The 26,069-nt window shown below is 62.2% G+C and carries 27 protein-coding genes; 10 read left to right on the forward strand and 17 right to left on the reverse strand.

The features are described 5' to 3' along the window. Window positions 1-30 precede the first annotated feature (30 nt). The 4 genes from P3T25_RS38655 to glpD form a co-directional block, all read right to left on the reverse strand. On the reverse strand, window positions 31-717 hold the full coding sequence (locus tag P3T25_RS38655; protein ID WP_154558060.1) for an HAD family hydrolase: 687 nt from the start codon (window positions 715-717) through the stop codon (window positions 31-33). Window positions 718-913: 196 nt separating this feature from the next. Next, entirely contained in the window at window positions 914-1,627 is a 714-nt protein-coding gene (locus P3T25_RS38660; protein WP_154558059.1) for an MIP/aquaporin family protein, read from the reverse strand. Window positions 1,628-1,719: 92 nt separating this feature from the next. Further along, window positions 1,720-3,219, reverse strand: coding sequence for a glycerol kinase GlpK (glpK, locus tag P3T25_RS38665; RefSeq protein ID WP_429362406.1), 1,500 nt, complete (start codon window positions 3,217-3,219; stop codon window positions 1,720-1,722). 263 nt (window positions 3,220-3,482) lie between these two features. After that, complete coding sequence (gene glpD / locus P3T25_RS38670; protein WP_266258639.1) at window positions 3,483-5,012, reverse strand: glycerol-3-phosphate dehydrogenase; 1,530 nt, start codon at window positions 5,010-5,012, stop codon at window positions 3,483-3,485. A 202-nt stretch (window positions 5,013-5,214) separates the two neighbouring features. On the opposite strand from glpD, the gene P3T25_RS38675 reads away from it, so the two are divergent. Beyond that, complete coding sequence (locus P3T25_RS38675; RefSeq protein WP_429362408.1) at window positions 5,215-5,589, forward strand: hypothetical protein; 375 nt, start codon at window positions 5,215-5,217, stop codon at window positions 5,587-5,589. 89 nt (window positions 5,590-5,678) lie between these two features. Here the strand turns inward: P3T25_RS38675 and P3T25_RS38680 are convergent, their stop codons facing one another. The 3 genes from P3T25_RS38680 to P3T25_RS38690 all read right to left on the reverse strand — a co-directional run bounded on the left by P3T25_RS38680 (window position 5,679) and on the right by P3T25_RS38690 (window position 7,692). Continuing rightward, complete coding sequence (locus P3T25_RS38680; RefSeq protein WP_429362410.1) at window positions 5,679-6,305, reverse strand: TetR/AcrR family transcriptional regulator; 627 nt, start codon at window positions 6,303-6,305, stop codon at window positions 5,679-5,681. A gap of 101 nt (window positions 6,306-6,406) precedes the next feature. Beyond that, window positions 6,407-6,604: a hypothetical protein gene (locus P3T25_RS38685; protein ID WP_054034465.1), complete on the reverse strand. Its 198-nt coding sequence runs from the start codon at window positions 6,602-6,604 to the stop codon at window positions 6,407-6,409. Between the two features lie 308 nt (window positions 6,605-6,912). After that, on the reverse strand, window positions 6,913-7,692 hold the full coding sequence (locus P3T25_RS38690; protein ID WP_063497289.1) for a DeoR/GlpR family DNA-binding transcription regulator: 780 nt from the start codon (window positions 7,690-7,692) through the stop codon (window positions 6,913-6,915). Window positions 7,693-8,044: 352 nt separating this feature from the next. Here P3T25_RS38690 and ggt point away from each other — a divergent pair, with 352 nt between their 5' ends. The 4 genes from ggt to P3T25_RS38710 all read left to right on the forward strand — a co-directional run bounded on the left by ggt (window position 8,045) and on the right by P3T25_RS38710 (window position 12,876). Next, on the forward strand, window positions 8,045-9,682 hold the full coding sequence (gene ggt / locus P3T25_RS38695; protein ID WP_429362412.1) for a gamma-glutamyltransferase: 1,638 nt from the start codon (window positions 8,045-8,047) through the stop codon (window positions 9,680-9,682). After that, window positions 9,683-11,047 carry an MFS transporter gene (locus tag P3T25_RS38700; RefSeq protein WP_429362414.1) on the forward strand — a complete coding sequence of 455 codons (1,365 nt, stop codon included), beginning with the start codon at window positions 9,683-9,685 and terminating at the stop codon, window positions 11,045-11,047. Window positions 11,048-11,388: 341 nt separating this feature from the next. After that, a complete protein-coding gene (locus tag P3T25_RS38705) occupies window positions 11,389-12,216 on the forward strand; it encodes a ferritin-like domain-containing protein (protein WP_154558052.1) in 828 nt (275 codons plus the stop codon). A 135-nt stretch (window positions 12,217-12,351) separates the two neighbouring features. Further along, the gene (locus P3T25_RS38710; RefSeq protein ID WP_429362416.1) at window positions 12,352-12,876 is read left to right on the forward strand and encodes a hypothetical protein; all 525 of its coding nucleotides are present in this window, start codon (window positions 12,352-12,354) and stop codon (window positions 12,874-12,876) included. A gap of 38 nt (window positions 12,877-12,914) precedes the next feature. Here the strand turns inward: P3T25_RS38710 and P3T25_RS38715 are convergent, their stop codons facing one another. From P3T25_RS38715 to P3T25_RS38730, 4 genes are all read right to left on the reverse strand, one after another. After that, the gene (locus P3T25_RS38715; RefSeq protein WP_408267991.1) at window positions 12,915-14,495 is read right to left on the reverse strand and encodes a DEAD/DEAH box helicase; all 1,581 of its coding nucleotides are present in this window, start codon (window positions 14,493-14,495) and stop codon (window positions 12,915-12,917) included. 233 nt (window positions 14,496-14,728) lie between these two features. Beyond that, window positions 14,729-15,349, reverse strand: a complete 621-nt coding sequence (gene trhA / locus P3T25_RS38720) for a PAQR family membrane homeostasis protein TrhA (RefSeq protein ID WP_429362431.1) — start codon at window positions 15,347-15,349, stop codon at window positions 14,729-14,731. 118 nt (window positions 15,350-15,467) lie between these two features. Further along, the gene (locus P3T25_RS38725) at window positions 15,468-16,766 is read right to left on the reverse strand and encodes a c-type cytochrome (RefSeq protein WP_429362419.1); all 1,299 of its coding nucleotides are present in this window, start codon (window positions 16,764-16,766) and stop codon (window positions 15,468-15,470) included. A 21-nt stretch (window positions 16,767-16,787) separates the two neighbouring features. Then, a complete protein-coding gene (locus P3T25_RS38730; RefSeq protein ID WP_154558047.1) occupies window positions 16,788-17,519 on the reverse strand; it encodes a c-type cytochrome in 732 nt (243 codons plus the stop codon). 370 nt (window positions 17,520-17,889) lie between these two features. Here P3T25_RS38730 and copC point away from each other — a divergent pair, with 370 nt between their 5' ends. Together copC and P3T25_RS38740 are read left to right on the forward strand one after the other, a co-directional pair. Continuing rightward, window positions 17,890-18,267: a copper homeostasis periplasmic binding protein CopC gene (gene copC / locus P3T25_RS38735; RefSeq protein ID WP_154558046.1), complete on the forward strand. Its 378-nt coding sequence runs from the start codon at window positions 17,890-17,892 to the stop codon at window positions 18,265-18,267. After that, window positions 18,264-19,196 (forward strand): CopD family protein, encoded by a 933-nt coding sequence (locus P3T25_RS38740; RefSeq protein ID WP_429362422.1) that lies wholly within the window; start codon window positions 18,264-18,266, stop codon window positions 19,194-19,196. The genes copC and P3T25_RS38740 overlap by 4 nt, the downstream gene beginning before the upstream one ends. An 85-nt stretch (window positions 19,197-19,281) precedes the next feature. Here P3T25_RS38740 and P3T25_RS38745 read toward each other — a convergent pair whose 3' ends face one another. The 3 genes from P3T25_RS38745 to dgoD all read right to left on the reverse strand — a co-directional run bounded on the left by P3T25_RS38745 (window position 19,282) and on the right by dgoD (window position 21,218). Further along, window positions 19,282-19,542, reverse strand: coding sequence for a YodC family protein (locus P3T25_RS38745; RefSeq protein WP_308112553.1), 261 nt, complete (start codon window positions 19,540-19,542; stop codon window positions 19,282-19,284). Next, window positions 19,539-19,841 carry a hypothetical protein gene (locus tag P3T25_RS38750; protein WP_154558043.1) on the reverse strand — a complete coding sequence of 101 codons (303 nt, stop codon included), beginning with the start codon at window positions 19,839-19,841 and terminating at the stop codon, window positions 19,539-19,541. The genes P3T25_RS38745 and P3T25_RS38750 overlap by 4 nt, the downstream gene beginning before the upstream one ends. Before the next feature lie 228 nt (window positions 19,842-20,069). Next, window positions 20,070-21,218 (reverse strand): galactonate dehydratase, encoded by a 1,149-nt coding sequence (dgoD, locus tag P3T25_RS38755; protein WP_429362424.1) that lies wholly within the window; start codon window positions 21,216-21,218, stop codon window positions 20,070-20,072. A 321-nt stretch (window positions 21,219-21,539) separates the two neighbouring features. Here dgoD and P3T25_RS38760 point away from each other — a divergent pair, with 321 nt between their 5' ends. Then, window positions 21,540-22,217 (forward strand): FadR/GntR family transcriptional regulator, encoded by a 678-nt coding sequence (locus tag P3T25_RS38760; RefSeq protein WP_233464711.1) that lies wholly within the window; start codon window positions 21,540-21,542, stop codon window positions 22,215-22,217. Window positions 22,218-22,264: 47 nt separating this feature from the next. Here the strand turns inward: P3T25_RS38760 and P3T25_RS38765 are convergent, their stop codons facing one another. After that, the gene (locus P3T25_RS38765) at window positions 22,265-23,752 is read right to left on the reverse strand and encodes a DHA2 family efflux MFS transporter permease subunit (protein ID WP_429362426.1); all 1,488 of its coding nucleotides are present in this window, start codon (window positions 23,750-23,752) and stop codon (window positions 22,265-22,267) included. 205 nt (window positions 23,753-23,957) lie between these two features. On the opposite strand from P3T25_RS38765, the gene P3T25_RS38770 reads away from it, so the two are divergent. Then, window positions 23,958-24,401 (forward strand): MarR family winged helix-turn-helix transcriptional regulator, encoded by a 444-nt coding sequence (locus P3T25_RS38770; RefSeq protein ID WP_154558041.1) that lies wholly within the window; start codon window positions 23,958-23,960, stop codon window positions 24,399-24,401. A 127-nt stretch (window positions 24,402-24,528) separates the two neighbouring features. Here P3T25_RS38770 and P3T25_RS38775 read toward each other — a convergent pair whose 3' ends face one another. Continuing rightward, the gene (locus P3T25_RS38775) at window positions 24,529-24,858 is read right to left on the reverse strand and encodes a hypothetical protein (protein WP_266258627.1); all 330 of its coding nucleotides are present in this window, start codon (window positions 24,856-24,858) and stop codon (window positions 24,529-24,531) included. Between the two features lie 386 nt (window positions 24,859-25,244). On the opposite strand from P3T25_RS38775, the gene P3T25_RS38780 reads away from it, so the two are divergent. Beyond that, window positions 25,245-25,484, forward strand: coding sequence for a DUF2442 domain-containing protein (locus P3T25_RS38780; RefSeq protein WP_154558039.1), 240 nt, complete (start codon window positions 25,245-25,247; stop codon window positions 25,482-25,484). 188 nt (window positions 25,485-25,672) lie between these two features. Here P3T25_RS38780 and merR read toward each other — a convergent pair whose 3' ends face one another. After that, window positions 25,673-26,068: an Hg(II)-responsive transcriptional regulator gene (merR, locus tag P3T25_RS38785; RefSeq protein ID WP_429362429.1), complete on the reverse strand. Its 396-nt coding sequence runs from the start codon at window positions 26,066-26,068 to the stop codon at window positions 25,673-25,675. Window position 26,069: the final 1 nt, after the last annotated feature.

The following is a 26,069-nucleotide window of genomic DNA, read 5'->3' on the forward strand; positions in this document are numbered from 1 at the left end:
TTGCAGCCGGCTTTTTTATTGCTGCATCCGTTAAGACTGCACGTCGCCAAACTCGCCGCGCACACCGGCCTCGACCAGCGCGGGCAGTTCATCCATATGCTTCATGATGCGTGTCATGCCCATCTTGCGCAGCGCGTCCGCATAACCGTCGGGGATATGGCTCGCACCGACGAAAGCTATCGTCTTCATGCCCGCCGCTCGTGCCGCATTCAAACCGGCCACGCTGTCTTCCACGACGACGCAGCGCGAGGGCTCCACGCCCAGCGTCTTCGCAGCGAACAGATACACGTCCGGATAAGGCTTGGGCCGCGCGACCTGTTCGGCGCTGAAAATCCGCTCGCCGAAAATCTGCTGCAAACCCGCGCGCCGCACCGACGCATTCACTCGCGCCATCCGGCTGTTCGACACGACCGCGGCCGGCAGCGTCACGCGTTGCAAGGCGTCGCGCACGCCGTTGATCGGGCTGAGCGACGCCGCGAGTTCAAGCTCGACATTGTGTTCAATCGTATTGAAGAAATCGGCAGGCAGCGTGATATCGAACGACTTCTCGATGCCTTCGAGAAAGCGCGAGGTCTGCTGGCCGAACGCCGTCTTGACGACGGGTTCGAAGTCGAGGCCGGGGAAGGTGGCGGACAGCGTTTCGAGCATTACGCGGTCAGCGATGATTTCGCTGTCGACGAGCACGCCGTCGCAGTCACAGATGAGGTGGTCGATCATGCTTTAAAACGGGAAGCGAGAGGCACGCGAGCAAGACAGTTGCAAGCTCATGCGCGGAGATTGAAAGCATCATGATACGTGCTTTGACGCCGCGTGCGCGGCGCCTTCGCTTGCCGTCGGCGCTTATTTGCGCCGTGGGAGCGTGATCAGTGCGCCTTGTGCGGGCCCCATATACGCTCCCACGTGCGGTGCAGAATCAGTGCGCGTGCAGATACAAATACAGCCCTGTTGCCGCCGCGCCGCCCAACAACGGACCGCACACCGGAATCCACGAATAACGCCAGTCGCTGTCACGTTTGCCCGGAATCGGCAGCAGCGCGTGCATCAGACGCGGCGACAGGTCGCGCGCGGGGCTCATCGCGTAACCGGTCGGGCCACCGAGCGAAATGCCGATGCCGAGTACCAGCAGGCCGACCGGCAGCGCGTCGAGCGCACCGAGGCCAACTTGCGGCGAAGCCAGATACAGCACGCCGAGAATCAGCACGAACGTCGCGATCATTTCAGTGAGCAGGTTATGCGGCACGCTGCGAATCGCGGGCGACGTGCAGAACACGCCGAGCTTCACGTCGGCATCGCCTTCCTTATTGAAGTGCTGACGATACGCGAGCCACACGAGCAGGGCGCCCGCCATCCCGCCGAGCATCTGCGCCGCGATGTAGCCCGGCACTTTGAGCCACGCGAATTTGCCTGCCAGCGCGAGGCTGATCGTGACCACAGGATTCAGGTGCGCGCCGCTGTACGATGCCGTGACGTACACGGCGATGAACACGGCCATCGCCCAGCCCATCACGATCACGATCAGGTCCGCGCCTTTGCCCTTGGTGCGCGCGAGCAGCACGTTGGCAACCGCGCCGTTGCCGAGCAGCACGAGGAGCGCGGTGCCGATGAATTCCGCAATGTAAGGAGACATGATTTGGTATCCGAATTATAGTTGTTAGGGAAGCCGCTGGATAGGCGGCTTCGTTATGTCGAAAGGTGTCTTATGGAACCGGTGGAAAGCAATCAGGGCGTGTCGGCCCAGGCCTTCGCGGCGCGGATCGCGCGCTGCCAGCCGTCGAGGCACTCCTTGACGTCAGCGTGCGGCAGGGCAGGCGTGAAACGACGATCGAGCGCCCACTGGCTTTTCAGTTCGTTCACGTCTTTCCAGTAGCCGACTGCGAGACCGGCCAGATACGCCGCGCCCAATGCGGTCGTCTCCGATACCTTCGGACGCACTGCGTCCACGCCGAGAATGTCCGCCTGGAATTGCATCAGCAGATTGTTCGCGCAAGCGCCGCCGTCCACACGCAATTCGCCGATGCGAATGCCGGAGTCGGCCTCCATCGCTTTCAGCACGTCGAGCGACTGATACGCGATCGAGTCGAGCGCGGCGCGAGCGATGTGCGCCGAACTCGTGCCGCGCGTCACGCCGAACAGCGTGCCGCGAGCCCGTGCATTCCAGTGCGGCGCACCGAGGCCTGCAAACGCGGGCACCAGATACACGCCATCACTATGCGGCACGCTGCGCGCCAGCGTTTCGATCTCAGCGGCGTTCTTGATGATGCCGAGGCCGTCGCGCAACCATTGCACTACCGCGCCGCCGATGAAGATGCTGCCTTCGAGCGCGTAGTTGATCTGGTCGCTGATCTGCCACGCAATGGTGGTGACGAGATTGTTCTTCGATTCGATCGGCTTGTCGCCGGTGTTCATCACGAGGAAGCAGCCGGTACCGTAGGTGTTCTTCACCATGCCCGACTCCGTGCACATCTGGCCGAACAGGGCCGCGTGCTGATCGCCGGCGATGCCCGCGAGCGGAATCTTGGAGGCGAACACGGTGGTCTTGGTCGGCCCGTACACTTCCGACGATGCACGCACTTCCGGCAGCATGTTGCGCGGAATGTCGAGCGCTTCGAGCAGTTCGTCGTCCCACTTCAGCGTGTGGATATTGAACAGCATCGTGCGCGACGCGTTGGTCACGTCGGTGACGTGCAGACCACCTTTGGTGAAATTCCAAACCAGCCAGCTATCCACCGTGCCGAAGGCGAGGCGGCCTTGCTTCGCTTTTTCGCGTGCGCCTTCGACGTTGTCGAGAATCCAGCGGATCTTGGTGGCTGAGAAGTACGAGTCGATTGGCAGACCGGTTTTCGCGCGGACTTTCTCTTCAAGACCTTGCTCTTTGAGCTGGTCGCAGAAGTCGGCGGTGCGGCGGTCTTGCCAGACGATCGCGTTGTAGATCGGATGACCGGTTTCGCGATCCCACACGATGGTGGTCTCACGCTGATTAGTAATGCCAATCGCCGCGATCGAGGTGCCGTTCATGCCGGCACGCGTGACCGCTTCGGCGGCGACGCCGGCCTGGGTCGACCAGATTTCCTGCGGGTCGTGTTCGACCCAACCCGGACGTGGATAGATTTGCTGGAATTCTTTCTGAGCGGTCGACACGATATTGCCGAGCCGGTCAAACAGCATCGCGCGGGAGCTGGTGGTGCCTTGGTCAAGCGCGAGGATGTACTGATCCTGCATTGTCTCTTCTCCATGTGTTTTATGAATCGCCGGATTGCTGACCGGCGACGGGAACGGCTTGTTGTTTTAGGCGGGCTGCAACAGTTTGAGCGTGTGCGTCCCGGCTTTGTCAGTAGCCGAGGGGTGAAAATTGGTGCGGGTCATGCGGGTTCATCCACGTAGCCAGGCCGTGTTGCGATAGCCTGACCTGGGTGGTCTGGCTATGCGGCTCAGTTAAATGGCCTAACCACACGAACTAACTAAGCGATCTAACTAACTGTTAGCTAGGCACTCTGTCGGAACGGCTCGCGGGCGAACCATGCGTCAATGTCGTGTGTGATCGAATCGAGCGTGCCCGGTTCGACGTGCAGGCCGAGTTTCGAGCGGCGCCACAGGACGTCCTGCGCGCTGCGCGCCCATTCGGTGTCGCGCAAATAAGTGAGTTCGGCTTCGTAGAGACCCGGCGCGAAAGCGCGGCCGAGGTCGGCCACCGAGCGCGCGTTGCCAATGATATTTTTCACACGCGTGCCGTATGCACGCGCGAGGCGGTGAGCCAGATCGGCGGGCAGCCATGCATTTTGTTGCTTGAAACCGGCGAGGAAGCGCTCGAAGTTGGCTTGCGGAATATCGCCACCGGGCAACGGCGCACCGGCCGTCCACGAGGGTGTGCCGTTATGCAGCGCGTACGCGAGTTTGTCGACGGCTTCTTCCGCGAGCTTGCGGAAGGTCGTGATCTTGCCGCCGAACACCGACAGCAGCGGCGCTTCGCCCGCAGGTGCATCGAGTTCGAGCGAGTAGTCGCGCGTAACCGCCGATGGATTGTCCGCGCCTTCTTCCTCGAGCAGCGGACGCACGCCCGAGTAGGTCCAGCGCACGTCTTGCGGCGAGATCTTTTCTTTGAAGTAGCGGTTGATCGAATCGCACAGGTACTGCGTTTCGTCGGCGTTGATCGCCACTTGCGACGGGTCGCCGCGATATTCGAGGTCGGTCGTGCCGATCAGCGTGTAATCGTGTTCGTACGGAATCGCGAAGATGATCCGCTTGTCCGGATTCTGGAAGATGTACGCGTGATCGTGTTCGAACAGACGGCGCGTGACGATATGGCTGCCTTTCACGAGGCGCACGCTGTGCGTCGCCTCGCGGCCGAGCGCGCCGTGCAGCAATTCGCCGACCCACGGTCCGGCCGCATTCGCGATCGAAGCGGCGCGCACGTCGAGGATCGTGCCGTCCTCGCGCTTGAGTTGCGCGCGCCATTCGCCGCCGGCGCGTACCGCGCTCAGCAGCTTGGTGCGCGTGAGAATCTTCGCGCCGCGTTCCTTCGCATCCAGCGCGTTCAGCACGACCAGACGCGCGTCATTCACCCAGCCGTCCGAATACACGAAACCGCGCTTGATCGAATCGACCAGCGGCGCGCCGGCAGGATGGTTGCGCATCACGATGCCGCGCGAGCCGGGCAGCAGTTCGCGTTTGGCGAGGTGATCGTAAAGGAACAGGCCGGCGCGGATCAGCCAGGCCGGGCGCAGATCGGGCATGTGCGGCATCACGAAGCGCAGCGGCCACATGATGTGCGGCGCGGCGCGCAGCAGCGTTTCGCGCTCCTGCAGGGCTTTGCGCACCAGCCCGAACTCGCGGTACTCGAGGTAGCGCAAGCCGCCATGAATCAGCTTGGTGCTGGCCGACGACGTATGGGACGCCAGATCGTCCTGTTCGCAGAGCAGCACCGACAGGCCGCGGCCCGCGGCATCGCGTGCGATGCCTGCGCCGTTGATCCCGCCGCCCACGACGAGCAAATCGTATCTCGAGCCTTGCGTCACCTGCTGTGTCCTCTGCGTCGTATTCAGAAACTGGTTTGGAAAAACTATCGAACCGATAGTGTTCGTTTGCGAACTTTAATGAACATATTCGAAAAAGTAAAGTTCGGTTTTCTTACGGACCCCTCTAGCGGTTGGCTAAGCTGGTGGCGTAACGCGCGGCCACGGACGATACTCTCAGCAGCAGCCATTTCGAGGTGAATTCATGCGTGGACTTTGGATAATCGGCGCCGCTGCGCTCCTGACGGGATGCGTCAGCTCGCCGAGCTTGAACGGGACGATGGGCGCACCCTCGTTCGCATCGTTGCAGCAGATGTGCAGTGCCCAGACGGTCGACTACGGCAACGACGCGCAAGGCGTCTACGCGACGCTGTTCGATGCGTATGTGGCGAACCGGCGCGGCAAGTTGTCGAAGGACGATTACTGCGCGTTTCAGGCGTCGCTTGCACAGCATTACACGAGCCTCGGAGCGAGTCCCGACCCGCAAATGCGTAATCAGTGGGTGACTTTCTTCACCGACCAGCGAGCCAAAGCATTGAGCTGGCGCGCGGCGGCCGATCCGACCTTGCGCGCGGGCTGAGCTTCACGCCCGGCGTTTTCCACCCAGTCCTTCCCGCTCGGATATTCGCGTCGAGTGGGTTGAGAGGCTGACTCGGAGCTAACGCGCGACTAGCCGCGCTGCGGCTGCGCCCCGCGCCACAACATCCGACGAATCTGCGCGAAGACGGCCTCGCGCGTCGGCGCGTTGCTCCCTGCGGCTTGTTGCGCCTGTGGCAAAGGCAGTTGATTGGCGAGCGCCAGCATGGTGAAGCCGTGCAGGCTTGCCCAGTAGGCGTAACCGATCAATTCCGGATCGCCTTCCAGAAGGCCCGCGGCGACGAGCTGCTCGAAATGCGCCCCGAGCATGCGCCAGGCGCGGTGCGATGCGGCCTGGAGTTCCGGATAGGCGCCTTCCTGCTGCGTCAGATCGAACATCAGGCGGTAGGCGTGCGGCTCGTCGAGTGCGAACGCCACGTAGGCGTCGCTGACGGCGGAACGGTCGGTCGCGGGCGCTTCCTTCGCCACGGCTTCGAGCCGCGCCGCGAAGCGGTTGAACGCCGCCGCGCGGACCATCGCAAGGATTTCGTCTTTGTCGCGGAAGTAGCGATAGGGCGTCATCGCGCTGCAACCCAGTTCCTTCGCCAGTTCGCGCATCGTCACGCCTTGCGCGCCGCGCGTGGCGAACGCGTTTTCGGCTACGCGCCGCATGGTTTCGCGGAATTGCTGGATGTCGTCGGAAGAGAGCGTTTTTGGCATGCGCGAAGGCAGAAGGTCCGTCGCGTCAATTTACTGCGTAAATGAATTGGGCGCAACAAAGCGGCCGTTGATGCGGCCGCTTTGCTTTGTAATCCAGGGTACTAGGAAAAACGCTTGATGGCCCGCAGCGCACTGTCGCCGGTTTCGGTTACGCGCCATTGTTCGTTGCCCGACGCGAGCCGTTCAAGTTGCACAAGCTGGCGTTCCAGCAAGGCGTCGAGTTCTTCTCGCTCCATATCGACTTGATTGGGAGCGTCCTTGACGAGCAACAACGTGGCGAATTCATGCGGACTCAGCATCGTTCTCTCCATGTCAAGCAAACGCGGACGGCCTTGGAGGCGACTGGCACGATGCCAGTGGAGTCCGCTAGAGGATCAGGCGGGAGGTGCGGCTATCACGACAGGTTCACGCTGCCGGCACTCCGCGTAACGCGGAACGGACGCCGGGGAACTGGAGTGTAGTCAACCGCCGGACAAACACCAAAGGGGCACCAGTAAATTTTCCCTTTGACAATTGCGACCCGCAGAGGCGGTTTAGGGCAGCGACCAGATCCTTGATTTCACTCGAAGTTTCGCGTGCACTGCAACATGGCGGAAGACGCCTGGGATCACTCGGCGATATACACCTGGCAGTTGGCGGCGGCGAGCGTTTCGTTCATCTCGGCGGGTGGCGCGGCGTCGGTGAAAAGCGCGTCGATCTGATCGAGGTGACCTTGGCGAACGAGCGCCGGACGGCCGAATTTGGAGTTGTCGGCGGCGAGAAACACGGTGCGTGCATGCTGGATGATCGCCTCGGCCACGCGCACTTCGCGGGTGTCGAAATCGCGCAGCGTGCCGTCCGTTTCAATGCTCGACGTACCGATGATCGCGAAGTCCACCTTGAACTGCCGGATGAAGTCGATCGCCAGTTCGCCGACGATGCCCTTATCCCACGGCCGCACGATGCCGCCCGTCACCAGCACTTCGCAATCCGGATAGCCGCTCATCATGCTGGCGACATTCAGATTGTTGGTGATCACACGCAGGCCGCGATGCCGGTTGAGCGCTCGTGCGACTTCTTCAGTCGTCGTGCCGAGGTTGATGAAGAGGGACGCCTGATCGGGAATGTGAGTGGCCACTAGCGTTGCAATGCGCCGCTTCTCTTCGTGGAACATCCGCTGACGCGCCGTGTACGAGACATTCTCGGAGCTGGTCGGCAGACTTGCGCCGCCGTGATAGCGGCGCAGCAGGTTCATGTCGGCGAGCCAGTTGACGTCGCGGCGGATCGTCTGCGGCGTCACGTCGAAGTGGGCCGCGAGGTCGTCCACGGTCACGAAGCCGTCGCGTTGCACCCACTCCAGCAGTTCCTGTTGCCGGGCGTTGAGAGTCAGGCGGGGGTCTCGGGTCATGTGTCTCGGGTCGGGGGTTTTTGTCGGCGCTGCCCGTCACCGGCGCGACAAGCCGAGCCGGCAAACGGGTAATGCGTGAACGAGGGTGAGCGTATTGTAAGACCATCGCGCGTCTTGTCTGCCAACTCATGCGTCATGGTTCGGGTCAAGGGCGACCGTGCAGCGATCCATTCAGGTCATTTGCGCATTTATTCATTTGATAAATGAATTTGTTTTTTGTGCCGGATCGCGCTGCAATCCAAGGCTCCGCGTTTTACCCCGCGTGCCACCTGGGTTTTACCTGAGTGTTACCCGTTTCCATGGTTTCCGGCGTTATAGAACGCGCCGGACCGCGCTTTCGAGAGTGTTCGACATGACTGGCTTCAACTGGCAAAACCCCTATCCGACGCCGCGTCTGCCTGTATTCGCGCGCAACATCGTTTCGACTTCGCATCCGCTCGCAGCGCAAGCCGGTCTGCGGATGCTGTGGAAAGGCGGTAATGCCGTCGACGCGGCGATCGCGGCAGCGGCTGCCATCACGGTGGTCGAGCCGGTCTCCTGCGGCCTCGGCGGGGACGCCTTCGCGCTGGTGTGGGACGGCAAGAAGCTGCATGGCCTGAACGCATCCGGCGTGTCGCCGGCGGCCTGGAACGTCGACTACTTCAAGCGTAAGTACGGTGAGGAAAACGGTCTTGCCAAACAACCCAAGCGTGGCTGGGACGCCGTGACCGTGCCGGGCGTGATCGCCGGCTGGGAAGCATTGCATCAGAAATTCGGCACGCTGCCGTTCGCCGATCTGATGGAGCCGGCGATCGAGATCGCCGAGCGAGGTCACGCGGTGGCGAGCATCGTCGCCTACAAATGGGCGGCAGCCGTACCCGAATTGAAGGACCTGCCGGGCTTCGCGCAAACCTTCATGCCGCGCGGCCGCGCGCCGGAAGTCAGCGAACTGGTACGCTTTCCCGGCCACGCGAAGACGTTGCGCAAGCTCGCCAAACAAGGTCCGCGTGCCTACTACGAAGGCGAGATCGCCGAACAGATCGCAGCGTTTGCGCGTGAAGGCGGTGGCGCGTTGACCCTCGACGATCTGCGCAACTACAAAGCGGATTGGGTCGAGCCGATCGGCAAGGATTATCGCGGCTACACCGTGCATGAAATTCCGCCGAACGGCCAGGGCATCGCGGCGCTGATCGCGCTGGGCATCCTCGAAAAATTCGACGTGAAAGAGCTCGCCGTCGACAACGTCGAGTCGCAGCATTTGCAGATCGAAGCGATGAAGCTGGCATTCGCCGACGTCTACCGCTATGTCGCCGATCCGCGCTCGATGGAAGTCACGCCCGAGCAGATGCTCGACGACGCGTACCTCACCTCGCGCGCGAAACTGATCGATCACAAGCGCGCCACGCAATTCGACTTCGGCATGCCGAAGGCCGGCGGCACGATCTATATGTCGGTGGCGGACGAGCGCGGCATGATGGTCAGCTTCATCCAGTCGAACTACATGGGCTTCGGCTCGGGCATCGTTGTGCCGGACAGCGGCATCGCGATGCAGAACCGCGGCTGCGGCTTCTCGATGGACCCGAAGTCGCCGAACGTGGTTGAGGGCGGCAAGCGGCCGTTCCATACGATCATCCCGTCGTTCCTGACGCAGCAGGTGGACGGCAAGCAGGAAGCGGTGATGAGCTTCGGTGTGATGGGCGGCGATATGCAGCCGCAAGGCCACCTGCAATCGATCGTGCGGATGCTCGACTACGGTCAGCAGCCGCAGGCCGCCTGCGACGCGCCGCGCTGGAAGGTCAACCGCGACTTCACGATCGACATCGAATCGACGCTCGATCCGACGACGGCCGCGGCGCTGGAGAAGCTGGGTCACACGATCAAGTCGGTCGACGATCCGTACATGGACTTCGGCTCCGGCCAGTACATCTGGAAGCTCGACCGCAACGATCCGGACCGCGGCTATGTGGCGGCAAGCGACAGTCGTCGCGACGGATTGGCAGCGGGGTTCTAAATGAACATCCCCGCGTCGCAATCCGCGACAGCATCCCCGCATTCCACGTCCGCACCGCTTTCCAAAGCGATGGTGCGGCGTATCGTGTTTTCGTCGTCGGTCGGCAATGCGCTCGAGTGGTTCGACTTTCTGGTTTACGGTTACTTCGCGACCATCATCGCGAAACAGTTCTTCCCGATGCAGGACGAGTGGCTCTCGACGCTGCTCGCCATTGCCACCTTCGGCATTTCGTTCCTGATGCGGCCGCTGGGTGCGATCGTGCTGGGCGTCTACGGCGACCGCAAGGGCCGCAAGGCGGCGCTCACGCTCGCCATCGCGCTGATGATGGTCGGCACCTTCACGATGGCGGTGATGCCACCGTATGCGTCGATCGGTCTTGCGGCGCCCGTGTTGATCCTGCTCGCGCGGCTCGTGCAAGGTTTCGCGGTGGGCGGTGAGTTCGGCAGCGCGACGGCCTTCATGGTCGAACACAGCGCGTCACGGCGTGGCTACTACGCGAGTTGGCAGTTCGCGAGCCAGGGTCTGGCCGCGATCACCGCGGCGGCCTTTGGTTCGCTCCTGACCGCGTGGATGCCGCCTGAGCAACTCAATAGCTGGGGCTGGCGCCTTCCGTTTATCTTCGGTCTGCTGGTCGGGCCGGTGGGCTATTACATCCGTTCGCATCTCGACGAGACGCCGGAGTTTCTCGCCTTGCGTAAAGCGCGTGAGTCCGCGAGCAAACATCAGGTGGCGTCTGACGCGAAGGACGCGTCGTTCAGCAACCAGTGGGTGAATCTGTTGCTGGCCGTGGGCATCGTCGCGCAATCCACGGTTGGCGTGTACGTGCTGCAGCTCTACATGCCGATGTACGCGGTCAAGCAGTTGCACATGCCCGCTGCTGCGTCGTTCGGGGTGGTGGTGCTCAACGGCGGCTTGCAGTTCCTGCTTTCGCCCGTGATGGGCGCATTGTCCGACCGCATTGGCCGGATTCGCATCATGCTGACCACGTCGATACTGATGGGCTTGCTGATCTATCCGATGTTCGCTTTGCTGCAGTCGCATCCGACGATCGGCTGGCTGCTGCTGTTGCAAGGCACCGCCGGAATTTTCAAGGCGGCTTACTCCGGACCGATGCCCGCACTGATGTCCGAGATCTTTCCAACGCAGGTGCGCTCGACCGGTCTTTCAATCGGTTACAGCATCGGCGTAACGATTTTCGGCGGTTTTGCACCGACGATCGTGGAGACCTTCATTCACTTGACCGGCGACAAGCTGGCGCCAAGTTACTACGTCCTGATTGCGGCAGTGTTGTCGGGGTTGTCGCTTGTCGTGGTCGCGTGGCGTATGCGGCGCGTCCGGCGTCTCGAAGGCGTTCAGCCCGCATGACGGCGTGGCCGGCAGCCGTTGTGCTTCGCAGCGAGCCTTGCCGTGGTTGACGTGGAATCTCTTTGCAAATCAAAGCCAGCTCTTCGAGCTGGCTTTTTTTATGCCTTGCTTGCGCCGCTTGTAACCAACTGAAGGAATCGACTACCGTGAAATTGGAACTGCGGTGGTTCGGCACGGTCTGTGCTGGGTTATCTGCAGAATTGTGAAACACCGGCTAAGATGCAGGATACAAGGGGTTAACTCTAATCAAGGCGCTGTATCTGACACGGCGGACCGCCCTTGCGATAGTGGGCGGTTTCGAGCGCTCCACGAGTCGATACAGCTTTCGGAGCAAAGACACAATGCACACTGAGCTGAACCATGTGATGCCCTGGCGGATCGAGGATATCGACCTCACCCGCATAGACCGTCAGAAGGCCGTCGCTAACGAGGACCTGCTGCTTCTGTTGTGCGCCGCTTCGTTTATCGAAAGCGGTACCGATCTTTACACCAGTAATCTGAGTACTTTCTTCGACGGCGACCCCGAAGTCTCGGCCTGGCTCAACCAGGAATGGGAGCCGGAAGAAATGCAGCATGGCCGCGCGCTCAAGACGTATGTCGCCTACGTCTGGCCTGAGTTCGATTGGGACACCGCGTTCCGCAATTTCATGGAAGAGTATTCGCTGACCTGCTCGGTCGAAGACTTCGAAAAGACCCGCGCGCTCGAGATGGTCGCGCGCTGTGTGGTGGAAACGGGTACCGCAACGCTGTATCGCGCGATTGGCGAATGTTCGGACGAGCCCGTGCTCAAGCAGATCACCGACAACATTCGCACTGACGAAGTCCGTCACTACAAACACTTTTTCAAGTTCTTCAAGAAGTACAACAAGATCGAAGGCAATGGCCGTCTTGCGGTTCTCGGCGCATTGATGCGGCGTGTGATTGAGATCAAGAACGAAGACTCGGAGATCGCGTTGCGCCATGTTTTCGCGATTCGTTATCCGGAACGCGTGCACGATTCGGCCTATAACCGCGAACGCGCTGCGCGCATCAATGCGCTGGTTCGGCGCAATCTGTCAGCGGACATGTGCGTGAAGATGCTGCTCAAGCCGCTCGATCTGCCGGCCAAGATTCAGCCGGGCGTGCATTATCCGCTCGCCAAGATCACGCAGCACGTGTTCTTTCGCTGAGGTTTTTCTGCTGAGTTCGCGGTGTACAGATGAAGATGAATGGCCCGCTTGTGCGGGCCATTTGTTTTTCGAGGCATGATTGATCCTCGGCAGCCTTCGCAACCTCGGCAACTCGCCACTGACTGGATCGATACCATGAGCGATTCTCCTTCACCCGAACGTCCGCTCGAACAGAACGTGTTCGACGAATGGCCCGACTCCGTCCGCACGTTGTTCGACGGGTCGTCGCTGGCGAGCAAGACGGGGTTCACCGCGTCGCTGCTCACCGTCGATCCAAACGGCCATGTGCGCACGTCGCTGCTTGGCGTCGGCGAGTTGTACGCGCCTGATTCGCGCTCGCTGTGCATCGCATTGTGGCCACAGGCTCGGGCGGCACGCGTGATCGCGCAAAGCGGCCGGGCCGCGTTGACGTTCGTCTGCGACGAGGCGTTCTATCAGGTGCAGTTGCGTTTGACGCCGCTAGCGGGCGTGACAGGCGACGACAGCGGCCTCTTGTACCTCATCGGCTCGATCGACACAGCGGAGGCGCAGAGCGTTCGTTATGCGCGCCTGACGAGCGGCATTACGTTCGAATTGGAAGGGGAAGGGGAGGCGGTGCTCGATCGATGGGAACGGCAGATCGAGCACCTGAAGCAGGCTGCCGCTGCGGCTAGTCGATAGTCTGCGACTACGGCCAGCGAGCGGGCAGTGCTTGAAACTTAACGGCCGCGCTGGCCGCTGCGCGTCGGCTGGCCGCCACGCGGCGCGTCGTTGCGCGGCTTTGCGCCACCCAGCAACGCACCCGGATTGCCGCCTTGCGGCTTTGCAGCCTGCGGTTTGCGCGGCGCATGTTGCGCGGCGCTGCCTTCGTGCGCCGCTGCACGCGGCTGACCGTCATGACGCTGACCGTCGCGGCGTGGCTGGCCGCCGTTACCGGCCGGCTTCGCGCCTTGCGGCTTCGGCTGCTGCTGACCATTCGCTGGACGCTGACCCGAACGTTGTGCGGGCTTGGCTGACGACGCGCCATCGCGGCGGCCGCCGTCACGCTGGCCGCCCTCGCGCTTCGGCGCACCCTGGCTCTGACGCGGCTGACGATTGCCACCGCCGCCGCCACCACCCTGGCCACGGCGCAGTATCGGTTCCGGCTTCGCAGTCGGATCCGGCTCAAAACCGGCGATCACTTCCTGCGGCACCTGACGCTTGATCAGCTTCTCGATGTCCTTCAGCAATTGCAGTTCGTCGACGCACACCAGCGAAATCGCTTCGCCCGATGCGCCTGCACGACCCGTGCGGCCGATGCGGTGCACGTAATCTTCCGGCACGTTCGGCAAATCGTAGTTGACCACGTGCGGCAGCTGATCGATATCGATGCCACGTGCGGCGATGTCGGTCGCGACCAGCACTTGCAGCGTGGCGTCCTTGAACTCGGCGAGCGCGCGTGTGCGGGCCGACTGGCTCTTGTTGCCGTGAATCGCCAGTGCGCTGATGCCGTCTTTCGTCAGTTGTTCGGCAAGGCGGTTCGCGCCGTGCTTGGTGCGCGTGAACACCAGCACCTGGAACCAGTTGTGTTGCTTGATGAGGTGCGTGAGCAGCTCACGCTTCTTGTCGCGGTCGACCGGGTGAATCTTTTGTGCGACGAGTTCAGCCGTCGTGTTGCGACGGGCGACTTCGATCAGCGCCGGCGAGTCGAGCAGATTGTCGGCGAGGGTCTTGATCTCGTCGGAGAAGGTCGCCGAGAACAGCAGATTCTGACGCTTCGGCGGCAACTTCGCGAGCACGCGCTTGATGTCATGGATGAAGCCCATGTCCAGCATGCGGTCCGCTTCGTCGAGCACGAGAATCTCGAGATGCGACAAATCGATGGTCTTCTGCTGCATGTGGTCGAGCAAACGGCCCGGCGTCGCGACGACGATGTCCACGCCGCTGCGCAGCGCGCCGATTTGCGGATTGATGCCGACGCCGCCGAACATCACGGTCGACTTCAGCTTCAGGTACTTGCCGTAGGCGCGCACGCTTTCTTCGACCTGTGCGGCCAGCTCGCGCGTCGGCGTGAGGATCAGTGCGCGGACAACGCGCTTGCCCGAGGCCGAGGTGACGGCGGGCATGGTGTTCAGGCGCTGCAGGATCGGCAGCGTGAAGCCGGCGGTCTTGCCGGTGCCGGTCTGCGCGCCGGCCAGCAGGTCGCCGCCGTTGAGCACGGCGGGGATCGCTTGCGTCTGGATCGGAGTCGGGGTGGTGTAGCCGAGTTCGTGTACAGCGCGGACCAGCGGTTCGGACAAGCCGAGGGAATCAAAAGACATAAATGCTCTTTGCAATGCAGTTTCGCGAACGGCACCAGACGGCACCCAATGGACCCAGGCGGGTACCAGCGGGTACAGGCACGGCATGAACACGCCTCTATGGCGTGTTCGAGGCCAAAGCCCAGTTCCGGTCGCAGAGAAATCGGCGGCACGCTCAAATGCGTGCCGAATGCTTCAACGCGCTATGCAGACACGTTGACTGGCCTTAAGTTGCATTTCGCCGCCGTGGGATGTCACGCGACGTAGCGCGCAACACTGACGAATTGACACAGACTGCCCGCCAGTACGAACAGGTGCCAGATACCATGTCCGTGCCGGATGCGCTCGTCGTTGATGAAGAAGTAGATGCCGGCGCTGTAGATGACCCCGCCGGCCACGAGCCAGGCGGTACCCGCTGCCGGTAAAGCTTGAACCAGCGGGCGGACGGCAACGAGCGCGAGCCATCCCATCAAGACATACAGCACCATCGAAACGCTGCGGGTGCGTCGCCCGAGCGTCAGTTCCTGCACGATGCCGAGAGCGGCAAGCCCCCAGCTTACGCCGAATAGCGACCAGCCCCACGGCCCACGCAAAGTGACCAGCGTGAACGGGGTGTAGCTGCCGGCGATCAACAGATAGATCGCCGAATGGTCGCATTTTTGCAGAACCGCTTTGACACGCGGGTTGCGCACGCTGTGGTAGAGCGTCGAGATAGCATACAGCACGAACAGCATCGCACCGTAGACGCTGAAACTCACCACCTTGTACGCGTCGCCGTCGAGCGCGCCCATTGTCACGAGCGTAGCCAGCCCCGCCACCGACAGCGCGGCGCCGACGAGATGGGTAATGCTGTTGAAACGCTCACCGACATGCACGGCTCTTTCCTCCTGCGCGGTTTCATAAGGGTTTGTACCCACATGATACCGGTCCTGCAAAAACGAAGGGCGCGGCCGCGTATTCCGCAGGCCGCGCCCCCGGTACATCTAACGCCGCTTAGTCGAGCGGCGCCGAACGCAGATCAGACACTTGCTGCGGCGACACAGCCGTACCATGGTTGCCCCACGACATACGAATGTACGTCACGACAGCGGCCACTTCCGTGTTCGACAGTGCCTGTGCGAACGGCGGCATACCGTACGGATGCGGGTTGGCTTCCGTGCTCGGCGGGTAACCGCCGTTCAGCACCATACGGATCGGATTGACCGCCGACGGCATCTGGATCGACTGGTTGTTCGCGAGCGGCGGGAAGGACGGCGGCATACCAAGACCGTTTTCCGCGTGACACTTCGCGCAGTTGTCAGCGTAGATCTTCTGACCTTGCTTCAACAGTTCGCCACCGAACTTTTCCGAGGTCTCGAGCTGCAGCGGTTCCGGCGCTTCGCTCTTCTGCGGAATCGTCTTCAGGTACGTGGCCATCGCGTTGATGTCTTCGTCCGACATGTACTGCAGGCTGTTGTGAACCACTTCAGCCATCGGACCGAACACCGCGCCGCGGTTCGACACACCGGTCTTCAGCAGATCGGCGATGTCTTTGGTTTCCCAGTCGCCGAGGCCGGCTTCCTTATTCGACGTCAACGACGGCGCATACCAGTTCTGCAGCGGGATCAGGCCGCCGGCAAACGCAGCCGAGTTGACCGGGCCGCCCATGGCGTTGATCGACGTGTGGCACATACCGCAGTGGCCGAGGCCTTCGATCAGGTACGCGCCACGGTTCCATTCGACCGACTTGGTCGGATCAGCCTTGTACTCGCCTTCGCGGAAGAACAGCGTGCGCCACCCAATCAGCATGTTGCGCTGGTTGAACGGGAATTTCAGTTCGTGCGGACGGCTCGCCACATTGACCGGCGTGACCGAGCGCAGGTACGCGTAGATCGCGTCCGAGTCGGCGCGCGTGACCTTTGTGTAGCTCGTGAACGGGAAGCCCGGGTACAGCAGGCTGCCGTCTTTCGAACGGCCCGTGTGCATCGCGCGGTAGAAGTCGTCCTGCGTCCACTTGCCGATACCGAACTGGTCGTCAGGCGTGATGTTCGGCGTGAACATCGTGCCGAACGGCGTAGCCATCGGCAGGCCGCCGGCGAACTGCTTGCCGCCGCGCACCGTGTGGCAGGCGATACAGTCGCCGGCGCGGGCGAGGTACTCGCCCTTCTTGATCAGTGCGGCCTGGTCGGCGGGCGTTGCCGCCATGGCCGTGCCGTTATGCAGGTTGTCGCCGCCCGACCACAGGACGGGAACGAGTGCGGCAGCCGCAACGACGACGACTGCCGAGAGGGCGAACAAAGACTTGCGTTTCATTTGAGTGTCTCTCCCGGTGCCTTATTGCGGTTCGCTGCCGCAGGCAAGCGGAGTCTTCAACGAGCGGGCCGGAGCCGGCACGGGGTTTTGTGGAGCCTTTTGCGTGGCAAGCCAGGCAGCGACGGCGTTCACGTCTTCGTCAGTCAGGCGGGTGGCGATGGTGTGCATGCAATCCGGTGCGATGGCATGGCGCGAGCCCGAACGCCATGCGCCCAATTGCGCGCTCATGTAGTCAGCGTGCAGGCCGACCAGACCCGGGATAGCGGGTTCCATGCCGGTCAATGCCTTGCCGTGGCAAGCCGCGCAAGCCGGAATCTGTTTGGATGCGTCGCCGTTCAGGACGATCTGCTGGCCGCGCGCAACGATGGCCGCCGACACGGTCGGCTTGGCCGGCGTGGGGTAGGGCGGGCGTTGCTGCGAGAAGTACGTGGCGATCTGATGAAGGTAGTCGTCCGAGAGATACGTGACGAGGTAGTTCATCGGCGGGTATTTGCGGCGCCCTTCGCGGAAGTTCTGCAACTGGTTGTACAGATAGTCGGCCGGCTTGCCTGCGAGACGCGGGAAGTAGTCGTTGTCGGTACCTTGGCCATGGGAGCCGTGGCAGGCCGTGCAGCCTTGCACGCGCGCTTCCATCGTATCGGGGGCCTTCGGTTGAGTCTGCGCTTTCGCAGCGCTATAGACACCCGCGGAGCCGATCAGCAGAAGGGCAAGCAACGGGCGGAAAATGCGTCTTGAAGACACGCGTAACTCCATCAAAATCGGGGACCTGACCGAACTTCGAGCGGCTCGGTGTGAAGGGCAGCCGGCGCTGCGGCGACGCAGCATTCTATCATCGAAGGCTGATGGTGACTATTTGCCACATTAGAGAAGGTTCCGGGTGTCACGGCGATGCGACAGTTTGACGCGCGTCATCGGCTGGCAAGCGGGGCGGCCATCTCGATTTTTGTCTGCCGGATCACAGACGCACATGTCGTTCCCATGGGCCTGCATAACAAAGCAAGTTGAACCGACGCGCGCACCGGCCATCGAAGCGTACACTTCCGGGCGCGCCGGCGTCCCTCTGACGCGGACGACCATCGGCTCACCGTCTACCGTTTTACTTTCCACAAGCTATCGGCCTTACATGAAGCTATTCAATTTTTCCCGTCCGGCGCTCCGTGCGTTGACGTTCGGCGCCGCGGCGCTGGTCATGACGTCCACGGCTTTCGCGCATGCGCATCTAGTGTCGAGCGAGCCGGCGGCGAACGCCGAAGTGGCCACTGCCACTGAAGTGACGATCCATTTCACCGAGCCGCTCGAACCGGCTTTCAGCCGGATCGAACTCAGCGACGCGAGCGGCAAGCCCGCCGCGCCGACTGCGTCGCAAGTCGACCAAAGTGATGCAAAGGTGATGCACCTGGCGCTGCCGCAGTTGACGGCCGGCCGCTACGCGGTGCACTGGGTCGCCGTTGCCACGGACGGCCACCGTACGCAAGGCAACTTCGCGTTCATCGTCAAATGAGCATGGACGGACTGTGGATCGGGCAGGTCGCGATGGCCGCGCTCATGAATGTCGCGTTTGCGTTTGCCGTCGGTTCGGCGTTGCTCAGCGCCTGGCTCGCCAAGGACGCGCAGAGCAAGATCAACCCCGCACGGCCCGCCTGGTTGCGCGCGCAACGGTCGATGCTGACCGCCACCGTCGTGCTGGTGCTCGCGGATCTGGGCTGGCTGCTGTATCAGGCGGCGTCGATGAGCGGCCTCGCGTTGCCGTCGGCGATTGGCGTGGTGCCGACTGTATTGACGCAAACCCATGTCGGTTACGGCTGGAGCGTGGCGTTCGCCGGCGCGCTGGTGCTGCTGGGCACGGCCATGGCCAATCACACGGGCATGCTGCGCAATGCGCTGCTGTGGCTCGCGGTGATAGCCATCGCGGCGGGCAAGGCGTCGCTCGGACATGCGGCGGATGCCGGCCCGGCCTCGGCGGCGATCGGCATGCAGACGCTGCATGTGCTGGTGACGAGCGTCTGGGGCGGACTGGCGATGGCGGCGGGGCTCGCGGTATTGCCCGCGCTCGGCACGTCGACCGCGCGCGGGATGCTGATCCGCACGGCGACGCAGGTGTCGCACGTATCCGTTGTGGCGGTCGGGTTGGTGCTGCTCACCGGGATCTTCAATGCCGTGCGTGGATCGGGCGGCTCGTTCGAAGCCATCCAGATGAGCACGTGGGGCCATGTGCTGACGCTGAAGCTCGCGCTAGTCGCGCTCGCGCTGGTGCTCGGCGGGCTCAATCGCTTCTCGGCGCTGCCGCGCCTGCGCCGCACGGCCTCGACGATGGAAGCGCATACCTTCGTCAACGTGCTCTATCTCGAAGCGCTGGCGATGGTCGGCGTGTTCGTCGCTGCGGCCGTGTTGTCGCACAGCGTGCCGGCATTCGCCGCGTTGGGCAGTTAAGGCTAAAAAAAGCGCCGCACAGCAAAGGCGTGCGGCGCAATACACACGGTCGCCCGGCGGTGGCCGGCTGATCCGTTACTGCCCTTTAGGCGGCGAGCGTGTTGTGCGCCCGTTTCAGCGTCTCTTCCGGAAACATTTCCTGCTGCAGTTCGCCGTCGTTGCCGAACCACTGGCAGATCAACCAGTTGCCCGGCGCGAACAGCACCGGTCCGCTCCAGGTGGCGGTCATCGGACGTCCGCCGGACCTGAGCGTCAGGACGTCGCCGGCTCGGTAGGCAGGTTTCGCGGGGCTCGCAGGTCTCTTTCGCGGTCGCATGATGAGCGTCCGTTCGATGAAACCGATCATTCGAGGCCGAGCCGATGTCCGAGAATCGGCGCGCAGAAGAGCGCGATCGCGCAGCCCGCTGCTTTGCCTTCCAGTTCCGCGCCTGCGGCACGTGAGCTGTACATGTGGGTCAGCAGCTCGAAGAGTTGCGGCAGGCAGTACAGCACCGCGGCAGCGATAAAGCATTTTTCGACCACCGAGATGCGCCAGCCGCGTTCGTACGCGAGCATCGCGCCGATGATGCGAAGCACGCCGAACACCACCAGCGCGCCGACGGCGGCCTGTTCGCGTAGCAGATAGTCTGGAAGGAATTCGCCCATGATGTTCCCCGATGCATTTGTCGTTTTGAATGCATTTGAGCAAGGAGCGGGCCATGCGTATGTCTGATGCCGAACAAACGGCTTGAAAGCCTTTGTGGGTAAGGCTTTGCGGGTGGTGTGACCGCGCCGGCAAAGTGCCGCGAAGGGCGTATTCCGGCCGGTTCGGTCCGGTGTGTTACGTAACTGAGACGGCACACGCTACGTCAGCCGTAACGTGTGCGCCGGCAATTACCATTCCGCGACGCTACCATCCTCATGGCGCCACACCGGATTGCGCCAGCGGTGGCCGACCTTCGCCATCTCGCGCACCTTCTCTTCGTTCACTTCGATGCCGAGGCCCGGGCCTTCCGGAATCGACACGAAGCCGTCTTCGTATTTGAAGACTTCGGGGTTCTTGATGTAGTCGAGCAGGTCGTTGCCCTGGTTGTAGTGAATGCCCAGGCTCTGTTCCTGAATGAACGCGTTGTAGCTCACCGCGTCGATTTGCAGGCAGGTGGCCAAGGCGATCGGGCCGAGCGGGCAGTGCAGCGCGAGCGCGACGTCGTACGCCTCGGCCATCGACGCGATCTTGCGGCACTCGGTGATCCCGCCCGCGTGCGACGCGTCCGGCTGGATGATGTCGACGTAGCCGCCCGACAGGATGTGCTTGAAGTCCCAGCGCGAATACAGACGTTCGCCCAGCGCGATCGGCGTGTTGGTCTGGTTGACGATGTCGCGCAAGGCTTCCGCGTTTTCCGACAACACCGGCTCTTCGATGAAGAGCAGCTTGTACGGGTCGAGTTCTTTGGCCAGCACCTTGGCCATCGGCTTATGCACGCGGCCGTGGAAGTCCACGCCGATGCCGATGTTCGGTCCAACTGCTTCGCGCACGGCTGCGACGTTGTTGATGACGCCTTGCACCTTGTCGAAGGTGTCGATGATCTGCAGCTCTTCGGAGCCGTTCATCTTCACTGCCTTGAAGCCGCGTTCGACCACGGCACGCGCGTTATTCGCGACGTCGCTCGGACGGTCGCCGCCGATCCACGAATACACCTTGATCTTGTCGCGCACCTGGCCGCCGAGCAGCGCATGAATCGGCACGCCATGATGCTTGCCCTTGATATCCCACAGCGCCTGGTCGACGCCGGCGATCGCGCTCATCGTGATCGGGCCGCCGCGGTAGAAGCCCGAGCGATACATCACCTGCCAGTGGTCTTCGATCAGCAGCGGGTCTTTGCCGATCAGATAGTCAGACAGCTCCTCGACGGCGGCCGCCACGGTATGCGCGCGGCCCTCGACCACCGGCTCGCCCCAGCCGACGATGCCTTCGTCCGTCTCGATCTTCAGGAAGCACCAGCGCGGCGGAACGATGAAGGTTTCGAGCTTGGTGATTTTCATGGTGTGCGTCTCCTTGCGGCTTGGGTGCCTGCGTGTGCGGACAATTTCGAGGATTCACATCCTACAACAAAAGTGCGATTAAGTACTATTAATAGTACTATTGGCCAAATAGTGGCCTGAAGTTGGTAAAGATGCCGGCCGGGGCGGCTGGATATTCGCCGGGCGACGGCGACGATGAGGTTGCCGCCGAACGCCGGCCAGCATGCCAACGCCGCAACGGCGCCGAAGCCAGAGGTCGGCGGGTTGAGATGCCGGATAATCGCGGTCGTTCCGGGCTCAGGTCCGATATCAATAGCGCCGAGAGGCTGCTGGGAGAAAGCTATTCAGCACGATCTGCATGGGCGCGTCGCCCATCTGCTGGCGACCGCGATTCTGCGCGGCGACTACGCGCCCGATTCGATCCTGCCGCGCGAGGCGGAATTGATGGACACCTTCGGCGTGAGCCGGACGGTGTTGCGCGAAGCGCTGCGCACGCTAACGTCGAAAGGGCTGATCGAATCGCGGCCGCGGGTGGGCACACGGGTGCGGCCGAAACATGCGTGGAATCTGCTCGATGTCGATGTACTCGACTGGTATTCGCGCGTCGCCGAGCCGATGGCCTTCGCGCTCAAGCTGCAGGAAATGCGCGAGATGATCGAGCCGTATGCGGCGGGTCTGGCGGCGGCCTCGCATACGGACGGCACCTTCAATGCGCTCGCGGCAGCGCATGCGTCGATGGTCGGGGCGCGTAACGTCGATGAATGGGTGCGCGCCGATCTGCAATTTCATCTGAGCGTGCTGACGGCATGCAGCAACGAATTGCTGATCCCGCTCGGCACGCTAATCGAGCGCACATTGGAAGCGCAGCTACGCCTGAACGCGAAACGCGCAGACGTGTTCAACGCGTCACTGGCCGAACACACGGCGGTGTTCGAAGCGATCCGCGACCGTGATGCAACGGCGGCGCGAGACGCAATGGCGGGATTGCTGGGCGTAACGCGCGGAAGAATCGAAGCGTGAGTGTGACGCGAAAGCTGTGCCGCTCCCGCGCGACGCCATCATCGTGCTCAATCCATCGCCGCGTGCGCCACTGATGCATCCGGCGCCTGGCGCGCTGGGCGGATCAACAGCAGCAGCGGAATGACCAGTAGCGTCGCCACGAACATCAGCTTGAAGTCGTTCAGATAGGCGATCATCGACGCCTGCTGCGTGATCGACGCATTCAGCACCGCCAGGTCGTAATTCGAGCCGCTATTGAGCATCGACTGGATTGCCGGATTGAACGGCGTGACATTCGCTGCGAGGTCAGCATGCGAGACCTGCGTGTTGCGGGTCATCAGCGTCTGCACGATCGAAATGCCGATACTGCTGCCGACGTTGCGCATCAGGCTGTACGTCGCAGTGCCGTCGGCGCGCAGTTCGGGCATAAGCGTGGAGAAGGTCAGCGCGCTCAATGGCACGAACACGAGGCCGAGACCAAAGCCCTGCACCACGCCGGGCCAGACGATGTCCGACTCCGACAGCACGATCGTGTAATGCATCATCTGCCACAGTGCGAACGCGGAGATCAGGAAGCCGGCGAGCAGGAGAAGCCGCGCGTCGATCCGCTTCAATAGCCGTCCGGCGAACAGCATCGCGACCATGGTTCCCGCGCCGCTCGGCGCCGTGACGAGGCCCGTGGTCGCGACGGGATAGTTCATCAGGTTTTGCAGCATTGGCGGCAGCAACGCGCGCGTCGCATACATCACCGCGCCGATCACGAAGATGAAGAACGTGCCGGTGGCGAAGTTCGGGTCCTTCAGCAACTCATATTTGAAGAACGATTTCTTGCCGACCGTCGCCGTATGCACGAGGAAGAACGCGAAGCTGATCGCAGCGACCAGCGCCTCGATGACAATCTCATTCGAACCGAACCAGTCGAGTTGCTCGCCGCGGTCGAGCATTGCCTGCAGCGCGCCAATCGCGAGACCCAGGGTGGCAAAGCCGAACGCGTCGAATTTCGCGTCGTGCTTCGGTTCACGGGCGGGCAGGAAGGTCGCTACGCCGAACAGCGCAAACGCGCCGATCGGCACGTTGATGAAAAACACCCAGCGCCAGTTGTAGCTATCGGTGAGCCAGCCGCCGAGCGTCGGCCCGAGAATCGGTCCGACCATCACGCCCATGCCCCACACCGCCATCGCCTGGCCCTGCTTTTCGCGCGGATTGATGTCGAGCAGGATCGACTGCGACAGCGGCACCAGCGAGGCCCCGAAAATCCCCTGCAGCAAACGCGATGCGACGATCTGCGTCAGCGTTTCCGACAAGCCGCATAGCGCCGAGGCCACCGTGAAGCCGCCGATCGAGAAGATCAGCAGCCGCTTGACGCTCAGCCGGTCGGACAGCCAGCCGGTCAGCGGCGTGGCGATCGCGGCCGCGACGATGTACGAGGTCAGCACCCACGTGATCTCATCCTGCGACGCCGACAGCGTGCCCTGCATGTGCGGCAGCGCGACGTTGGCGATGGTGCTGTCGAGCGTCTGGATCAGCGTCGCGAGCATGATCGAGATGGTGATCATCGGCCGATTGAGCGGCGCGGCGCTCGTCGACGCGGAGTCGGTGGACATGGGGGAGTGGGACCTTCGAGATAGTAAGCATGCTTATTATATTAACTGCATGCGCATCCGCCCACCAGGATTTATGCGGAGCCTGAATTGCGCCCGTTGCGCCGGTTTTGCGCCCATTTCGACGCTGACAAACGGAAGCCTTTCGTATAATCGGCCCATGACCATCCAACTCGAAGAACGCTTCGGCTTTCTGATTTCCGACGTCGGCCGCCTGACAGGCAAGCGTTTCGACGATCTCGCGAAGTCATCGGTCGATCTGACGCGCGCGCAGTGCCGCGTGCTGGCCAACCTCGCCCATTACGGCGATGTCAATCAGGCGCGCCTCGCGGACCTGCTCGAAGTCGCGCCCATTTCGGCGGGGCGTCTGCTGGACCGGATGGAGGAGGGCGGCTGGATCGAGCGCACGGCTAATCCGGAGGACCGCCGCGAACGACAAGTGCGGATGACGCCGAAGGCCGAGCGCACGCTCGGCAAGGCCCGCAAAGTGGGCGATGAAATCGCGCTCGAAGCGCTGAACGGTTTTACCGACGAAGAAGCGAAGCAGCTCATCGCGCTGCTGCAACGGGTGCGCGGGAATCTCAGCCGGCTGGTGGATCGGTGAGCGTGGGGCTTGTCCGTTTTAGTTGGCGCAGGATCCGGCAAAGATAGTGCGAGGGAGCGAGCGTAAGCCAGCTCCTTTTTCGTTGCGAGCGTTAAAGCCGATGACTCGATTCTGCAAAGTCATCCGCCTATTTGGATTCGGGGGCGGCGCCTGACGGCTGAACCAGTTCGAAGCACGCAGCCTTGGTTTTTGCATCGGCCAGAGACGGGTCGATACATTTGAAGGCGCTCTGATCGCGCTGAACGAAAATCGTATCGGCCGAGCCGGCATTGCCGTGCGCGCCGTTTACTACGGCGACGATTTTGTAGCCGTCCTGCAGCAACGTCGAAAGCGTGATTGGACTGGCGCGCCACTGACTGTCGGGCGGCGTTTGGGCGTTGACGGAGAGTTGCGATGCGGCGGTGAAAAGCGCGACGGATGCGGTGGCCACGGCAAGCGCGGCGGTGCGGAACGTCATCAAGAAACCTCCTTGCTGTTGCTATTTGGAAGACCAAAACAAAAAAGCCGCTGACCTTGCGGATCAGCGGCTTTTTCTTGCAGTTGTGGCGAATCAGGGACTCGCAGCAGATGGCCGGTGAGCCTTGTCCGGCTTGGTTTCGCGGCTGCTAGGATTCTCAGGATAGCAGTTCCGGGTAGCAGTCGCGCATAGTTTTACATTCGGTTTCAGGGACGGTTCCCACTTCGCTTCCTGTCCGGGTAACGAGCCGCCCAAGGCGTACAAGCCCACCCCGGTGATAATTGCCCGAAACACCAGCGCTGGCGCGGGCCTTCTTTCCTGCCTTCGTTCTTGAATGCCGCTCTGCCGCGGTCTATCTTTAAGCTGATTCACTTCAGGAGATGACCATGAACCGCGCTGCGGTGGACGTGCATTTTGACCGCGTGCACATGTTCATCGACATGTCCGACGGCCCCGCCGTTCAATTTCCACTGGACTGGTTTCCCGTGTTGCAGGCCGCCACGGCAGCCGAGCGCGAACACTTTGCCATCTCTTTAGACCATGAGCAGATAATCTGGCCTGAAATAGATGAAGACGTGAACGTTCCAGCGTTGCTTTCATATCGGCCCGAGAACGCGGGTCGCTAGCGTTTCGCTGTTGAGCGTATTCTGCCTGGACCTGCAGCGTACGCGTGTGCGTTCCGATATCACGTCTGTCGGGCGATTCGTCACACCCCGCATACACACGCGGTTCGGGCGTCAATGCCGTGAGCGTCACTGTCGCGCAGGTCTAGCCAAAACATCCGTGTCCGTTCGACGGCGTCAAGCTGACGCGCTCACTGGGTCAGCCCACCGCCGTTCATCAGCGTGTCGATGAGTGGGCACGAAACCTTGCCTTTCGACGTCGAGCAGCGCTGCACCAGTGTTGCCAACGCGGCTTCCAGCATGGACAAATCCTGGATGCGCTGGCGCACATCGACAAGCTTGTGTTCGGCGATAGCGCGCGCGGCGTTGCACGCCTGACCATCGTGCAGAGACAACAGCGCCTCCACCTCATCGAGCGAAAAGCCAAGCGACTGGGACCGCCTGATAAAGCGAAGCCTCGTCAGTACGGCTATCGGGTATCGGCGGATGCCGCCTGCTGGGCGGGGTGGCGCCGGCAGTAACCCGCGACGATGGTAGTACCTCACTGTTTCGATGTTGACCTCTGCCGCTTCAGCCAGTTGTCCGATG

Source organism: Paraburkholderia sp. GAS32, assembly GCF_050434225.1.
Lineage (GTDB): Bacteria > Pseudomonadota > Gammaproteobacteria > Burkholderiales > Burkholderiaceae > Paraburkholderia > Paraburkholderia madseniana.

Coding starts and splice junctions, on each gene's coding strand:
- P3T25_RS38780 (WP_154558039.1), top strand. CDS start 25,245: ATGAACCGCGCTGCGGTGGACGTGCATTTTGACCGCGTGCACATGTTC.
- P3T25_RS38705 (WP_154558052.1), top strand. CDS start 11,389: ATGCACACTGAGCTGAACCATGTGATGCCCTGGCGGATCGAGGATATC.
- P3T25_RS38745 (WP_308112553.1), bottom strand. CDS start 19,542: ATGATCGGTTTCATCGAACGGACGCTCATCATGCGACCGCGAAAGAGA.
- P3T25_RS38730 (WP_154558047.1), bottom strand. CDS start 17,519: ATGGAGTTACGCGTGTCTTCAAGACGCATTTTCCGCCCGTTGCTTGCC.
- P3T25_RS38685 (WP_054034465.1), bottom strand. CDS start 6,604: ATGCTGAGTCCGCATGAATTCGCCACGTTGTTGCTCGTCAAGGACGCT.
- P3T25_RS38655 (WP_154558060.1), bottom strand. CDS start 717: ATGATCGACCACCTCATCTGTGACTGCGACGGCGTGCTCGTCGACAGC.
- ggt (WP_429362412.1), top strand. CDS start 8,045: ATGACTGGCTTCAACTGGCAAAACCCCTATCCGACGCCGCGTCTGCCT.
- P3T25_RS38660 (WP_154558059.1), bottom strand. CDS start 1,627: ATGTCTCCTTACATTGCGGAATTCATCGGCACCGCGCTCCTCGTGCTG.
- P3T25_RS38770 (WP_154558041.1), top strand. CDS start 23,958: ATGACCATCCAACTCGAAGAACGCTTCGGCTTTCTGATTTCCGACGTC.
- glpK (WP_429362406.1), bottom strand. CDS start 3,219: ATGCAGGATCAGTACATCCTCGCGCTTGACCAAGGCACCACCAGCTCC.
- P3T25_RS38725 (WP_429362419.1), bottom strand. CDS start 16,766: ATGAAACGCAAGTCTTTGTTCGCCCTCTCGGCAGTCGTCGTCGTTGCG.
- P3T25_RS38715 (WP_408267991.1), bottom strand. CDS start 14,495: ATGTCTTTTGATTCCCTCGGCTTGTCCGAACCGCTGGTCCGCGCTGTA.
- P3T25_RS38680 (WP_429362410.1), bottom strand. CDS start 6,305: ATGCCAAAAACGCTCTCTTCCGACGACATCCAGCAATTCCGCGAAACC.
- P3T25_RS38765 (WP_429362426.1), bottom strand. CDS start 23,752: ATGATCACCATCTCGATCATGCTCGCGACGCTGATCCAGACGCTCGAC.
- P3T25_RS38690 (WP_063497289.1), bottom strand. CDS start 7,692: ATGACCCGAGACCCCCGCCTGACTCTCAACGCCCGGCAACAGGAACTG.
- copC (WP_154558046.1), top strand. CDS start 17,890: ATGAAGCTATTCAATTTTTCCCGTCCGGCGCTCCGTGCGTTGACGTTC.
- P3T25_RS38675 (WP_429362408.1), top strand. CDS start 5,215: ATGCGTGGACTTTGGATAATCGGCGCCGCTGCGCTCCTGACGGGATGC.
- dgoD (WP_429362424.1), bottom strand. CDS start 21,218: ATGAAAATCACCAAGCTCGAAACCTTCATCGTTCCGCCGCGCTGGTGC.
- P3T25_RS38740 (WP_429362422.1), top strand. CDS start 18,264: ATGAGCATGGACGGACTGTGGATCGGGCAGGTCGCGATGGCCGCGCTC.
- P3T25_RS38775 (WP_266258627.1), bottom strand. CDS start 24,858: ATGACGTTCCGCACCGCCGCGCTTGCCGTGGCCACCGCATCCGTCGCG.
- P3T25_RS38710 (WP_429362416.1), top strand. CDS start 12,352: ATGAGCGATTCTCCTTCACCCGAACGTCCGCTCGAACAGAACGTGTTC.
- P3T25_RS38750 (WP_154558043.1), bottom strand. CDS start 19,841: ATGGGCGAATTCCTTCCAGACTATCTGCTACGCGAACAGGCCGCCGTC.
- P3T25_RS38700 (WP_429362414.1), top strand. CDS start 9,683: ATGAACATCCCCGCGTCGCAATCCGCGACAGCATCCCCGCATTCCACG.